Below are 4,911 nucleotides of genomic sequence, written 5' to 3'. Positions count from 1 at the left end.
CCGCCGATGGCGGCGCCGGCCGTGGCGCCGATCACCGCGCCGGTGAAGGCGCCCACAATGATGCGGGCGCCGAATTGCTGCGGCACCTTGCGGCTCGGCGTCGACGGCAACTGGTCGGTGACGAGCTCGACAATCGCCAGGATAGTGAAGATGCTGACGGCGGCCCAGTGGCCCATGAAGCTCGCCCAGGTGCCGGCAACCGGGAGCCAGCCGAGATACGAGCCCCAGGCGACGGCGGCCGGCGCGGTCATGGCGCGCAAGCCGGCGATGACACCAATCAGCAGTGCGAGAATGTAAAGCATGATCGACCCCCTCAAAATCGGGACCTCGCATGGTCCCGAGATGGCAGGCTAGCATAGACAGGACGTTTGGCGATGGGCTTTCGCCACAGGGTGGATTGTGCTTTTGGCAGCAGCCAACATCGGAGGAGCGGCCATGACGACAAGCGAACGCATGAAGATGGCGGCGGGCGAATGGTACACCTGCATCGGCCCGGAACTGGAAGAGCTGCGCGCTGCCGCCCGCGATGCCGTGTTCGAGCACAACAGCCTGCCGCCCCGGCAGCGCGGCGACATCGGTCCTGCCTTGCGGGCGCTGCTCGGCGCCGTGGGCGAGGGCGCGCGCATCGAAGCGCTGTTCCACTGCGCTTATGGCTTCAACCTGTTCCTCGGCGACGGCGTCTTCCTCAATGCCGGCTGCACCATCCTCGATACCGCGCCGGTGCGCATCGGCAAGGGAACGCTGCTTGGCCCTAACGTGCAGATCTACTGCGCCGAGCATCATCGGGAGGCTGCCGGCCGGCTTGCCGGACTGGAGATCGCCAAACCGGTGACGATCGGCGACAATGCCTGGATCGGCGGCAGCGCGGTGATCCTCGCCGGCGTCAGGATCAGCGAGGGCGCCATTGTCGGCGCCGGAGCGGTGGTGACGCGCGACGTGGCGGCCAATACGACCGTCGTCGGCAACCCGGCGCGGATGATCGGGAAGCACTGAAGATTCGATAGCCGCCTTTCTAGAGCAATGCTGCCCGGCCCGGTGGCGTTTGCCTGGAGAATTCGCGCCGGTATTGCATCGGCGAGGTTCTGAGCCGAGCGGCGAAATGCTGGCGCAGCGAGGTGGCACTGCCGAAGCCGGCCTCGAAGGCCACTATATCCATCGACTTGTCCGTCTGTTCCAGCAGCCGCTGCGCCAGCGCCACGCGCTGGTCGGCCAGCCAGTCGCCGAAACTGGTCCCGATCGTCTTCTGGAAGCGGCGCGTGAAGGTGCGGCGGGTAAGACCCGCTGCTTCGGCGACGCTGTCCAGGCTGTGCGCATCGCCAAGCGTTGCCCGCACCTCGTCCAGGGCCCTGGCGAACCGGTCGGCGGTCGGCGTCGGCGCGAGAGGGCGTTCGATGAACTGGGCCTGGCCCCCCTGCCGGTGGGGCGAAAGCACGACATGGCGGGCGAGCCGAAGTGCTGCCTCGGCGCCATAGCGCGCCCGCACGATGTGCAGGCAGCAATCCAGCCCGGCCGCGACGCCGGCGGAGGTAACGATGTCGCCTTCATCGACATAGAGCACGTCGGCGTCGACGGCGATGTCGGGGTGAAGCGCCTGGAGCTGATCGGTATAGGCCCAATGCGTGGTCGCCTTGCGTCCCGCCAGCAGTCCAGCGGCGGCAATGGCGAAGGTGCCGAGGCACAGGCCCACGATCAGCGCGCCGCGTTGATGCGCCCGTGCGAGCGCGTCTTTGAGCGGCGCGGCCAGAGGGGCCTCGAGGTTCTTCCAGCTTGGGACGATGATGATGTCGGCTTCGTGGAGCGCCGAAAGATCGTGCGGGACCGAAATGCTCAAACCGGCATCGGTGTGAATAGGGCCTTGCTCGGCCGCGCAGACGCGGAAGTCGAACCGCGGCAGGCCGAGCTTCGTGCGGTCCGTGCCGAACACAAGGCAAGGCACGGAGAGATGGAAGGGACTTATGCCGTCGAAGGCGACGGCCGCGATGATCGGGTTGCGCATGACAGACACCATTGAGTTTCAAGCAAGAGCGTCCCGATTTTTTCGAACAATGTCAATCGGGCCACTTTCTGCATGTGGATGGTCGGCCTAGCTTTGCGCTCATCAACCCGTCGAAAGGAGACAGCCATGCCAACACCAGCCACCCAGCCGCGCCGCGCCCTCGTCGTCGTCGATGTCCAGAACGACTACAACGGCGGCAACCTCGCCATTCAGCATCCGCCCTTCGCCGACAGCGTCGCCAATGTGGCGCGCGCTATGGACGCCGCGGCCGCGGCCGGCATCAAGGTCGTGGTCGTCAAGCAGATGGCGCCGGAAACCTCGCCGATCTTCGCCAAGGGCAGCCATGGCGGCGAGTTGCATCCCGAGATCGCCCGGCGTGCCCGCGACCATTATGTCGAGAAGACGCTGCCTTCGGCCTTCACCGGCACGGACCTCGAGGACTGGCTGCGCGCAAACCACATCGATACGATCGCGGTCGTCGGCTACATGACGCATAATTGCGATCTTTCGACCATCATCCACGCAGTGCATATGGGCTTTGCCGTCGAATTCCTTTCGGATGCCAGCGGCTCGGTGCCCTACGCCAACAGCGCCGGCTATGCGTCGGCCGAGGACATCCATCGGGTGGTGAGCGTGGTGCTGCAGTCGCGCTTCGCCGCAGTGCTTAAGACCGCCGAATGGATCGACTGCCTGAAAACCGGCACCCTGCCGGAACGCGATACCATCTATGCGTCGAACCAGCGGGCGCTGGCGCGCAACGCCGCCTAAACCGTGCTGCTCCGACACAACAAAGGCGCCGCAGCGATGCGGCCCTCTTCTTTCCATGGAGATGCTTCCAGCGGTCGCGATTTATCACGCCCGGCGTTTCTTTTTCGAGCAACTCGCTGCTCAAACAACGTCCCGTCGATCGCAATTTTCGACACTGTGTTGAAGCAAATGAAAACCATACAGAGAGTGATGTATTTCACAGACGTCACCGTCGTCTTGCCGCAGAGTAGAATTTGAGCTTTAATTCAAGTTCGATTGGTAGGCTGTGGGGGCTAGCAATTGAAAGCGCGGGTTGCACGAAATGCGGTGGCCGCAGCGTTGGTCTGTGTTGCGACAATCCTGCCGCGGCCTGCTTTCGCTCAAGTTCCTCCGCACGCTCCAGGGACAATCTGTTTTACTCCGAATTTCTGGTGTTGGGCGCAGCCTCCAGGCCCGCCTGGATCGCCCTGTGGATGCCCTAGTCCCTATGGCTTTGTGCCTGGGTGGCTTGGCTGAGGAGGTCACTTGGCGCAAACGACACAAGCCGAAAGCGTCGAGGAACTGCTCTTGGAAGCAGACCGACTTGTCGCGGAGGCGGCAAGCAAGGGGAGGTCGCGAAACGAGAAACTCATATCTGCGCGAGAAAAAGTTGCGGCGCTTCCGGCGGAGCAAAGAAAGATTGTTCACGCTGATGTCATTGCGCTGAAAGCTGAAATAGAAGCGGCGCAGTTACCCTTGAGGGGCGCTAACGAAAACTCCGTCTCTCAAGGCATGGTCTATACCTGTATTTTCCTTTCAATGCTTCTCATGTTTCTGGTCGGATCTTTGTCTCTGGTGTACAACAAAGGTGTCGCCTTGCTTTCAGAGGTGCAAACTTTGGCGACACAGCAGCCGGATCGCCGATTTGGTCAGTTGGAGAGGCAACTGCTTGTCGCTCAGGATGATCTGTTCTCCCCAGACCAGATGCAACTCGCGAGCCTTCCCGTTGAATTAGGCGGAAAGCCGGAAGACCCTAAGGTTCCAGCAAAAAGGCCGATCGACGAACTGGCGCGTGAATCATCCTACCTGACCCTGCACGAACTTCGTGATCTGAATTTCAAGCTGAAGTCCCTGGAAACAAGAGTGGGCGACTTCGAGAATTTGTCAGCCTCGCCATTTCCGGGAGTGTTGAAGCTCGAAACCTTCGTCGGTACAGCGATGGCAAGCGGCCGGAATTTTGTCGGGGCGTTCAAAACCGCGGAGGTCACCACGGCCGGTCCGCTTTCACCTGAAACGAAGGCGGGCGGTGCCGCCAATGCAGAGGCGGCTAAGCAAGCGTCCGCAGGAAACGACACCATGAACTTCTTTTGTCGGGCTCAACCGGCGGCGAAACTGAAAAACAAAGACGGCAAAATCGTCGACGGCGCTACGACGCAAGCAATATCTCAGGCCGAACTTGCGGTGCAAGCCTCCGACTCTCAGGTCCTTGGGATGGACATGAGAAAGATTGTCGGTCAAGCCTGCAAGTATTCGCTGAACTATGTCTCGATGACGGTGCCCTCGGTGGATTCGTGGGCTCTAAGGATAAAAGACGCCATCGATCCCTACGCCGTATGGATCTTGCCATGTCTTTATGCAGCCTTGGGCTCAATGATCTACTATATGAGACTTATTTTGGATACCACGCAACCAAATCCGCCGGTTTATCGCATAGCCCATCGTATGGCGCTGGCCGCGCTGGCTGGGATGATCTTAGCCTGGTTTTGGGGTCCGACATTCGGCAGCAACAGCGACTTCAAGTCCGTAGGTTTCGGCCTCTTCACTTTCGCCTTTGTGGTTGGGTTCAGCATAGACGTCTTTTTTGCGCTGCTCGACCGTCTGGTTTTCATCTCCACGAACGCGATCAGCAAATTCGGCGGGAATTAGCGATCGATGAACCGCAAGGAACGGCAGCGCGAGTTGCCAATCCTTGCTTCAAGCCAAGCAATCCTTGCTTCAAGCCAAGGTGCCTTCATCGCAGTCGGTCGCCGACATCAAGAAGGTCGACTCCTCCACAGTGGCGTAAATAGAAATCGTCCAAGAAAAAAGGGCGCCGCGGCAGCGCGGCGCCCTTGGCCGTTTTCAGCTCGAACGATGCTTAGAACAAACCTTCGATCTGATCCTGTTCGTTGAGGAAGATCTTTTCCGAG

4 protein-coding genes and 1 pseudogene are annotated in these 4,911 nt (G+C 60.8%); 3 read left to right on the top strand and 2 right to left on the bottom strand.

Going from position 1 to position 4,911, the window contains the following annotated elements; genetic code table 11:
* A pseudogene (locus DH10_RS31455) lies at positions 1–302 on the bottom strand (DUF4126 domain-containing protein); the annotation flags it as partial.
* A 133-nt stretch (positions 303–435) separates the two neighbouring features.
* Here DH10_RS31455 and DH10_RS31450 point away from each other — a divergent pair.
* A complete protein-coding gene (locus DH10_RS31450; protein ID WP_192247884.1) occupies positions 436–993 on the top strand; it encodes a sugar O-acetyltransferase in 558 nt (185 codons plus the stop codon).
* Between the two features lie 19 nt (positions 994–1,012).
* On the opposite strand, the gene DH10_RS31445 is transcribed toward DH10_RS31450, so the two are convergent.
* The gene (locus DH10_RS31445; RefSeq protein ID WP_192247881.1) at positions 1,013–1,996 is read right to left on the bottom strand and encodes a helix-turn-helix domain-containing protein; all 984 of its coding nucleotides are present in this window, start codon (positions 1,994–1,996) and stop codon (positions 1,013–1,015) included.
* Positions 1,997–2,122: 126 nt separating this feature from the next.
* Here DH10_RS31445 and DH10_RS31440 point away from each other — a divergent pair, with 126 nt between their 5' ends.
* Together DH10_RS31440 and DH10_RS31435 are read left to right on the top strand one after the other, a co-directional pair.
* A complete protein-coding gene (locus DH10_RS31440) occupies positions 2,123–2,764 on the top strand; it encodes a cysteine hydrolase family protein (RefSeq protein WP_192247878.1) in 642 nt (213 codons plus the stop codon).
* Between the two features lie 504 nt (positions 2,765–3,268).
* On the top strand, positions 3,269–4,648 hold the full coding sequence (locus tag DH10_RS31435; protein WP_192247875.1) for a hypothetical protein: 1,380 nt from the start codon (positions 3,269–3,271) through the stop codon (positions 4,646–4,648).
* The last annotated feature ends 263 nt before the right edge of the window (positions 4,649–4,911 follow it).

The organism is Mesorhizobium silamurunense (assembly GCF_014843825.1).
GTDB lineage: Bacteria > Pseudomonadota > Alphaproteobacteria > Rhizobiales > Rhizobiaceae > Mesorhizobium > Mesorhizobium silamurunense.
Note: the sequence above shows the minus strand (reverse complement) of the source record. Positions and strands in the feature narration are given on the sequence as shown.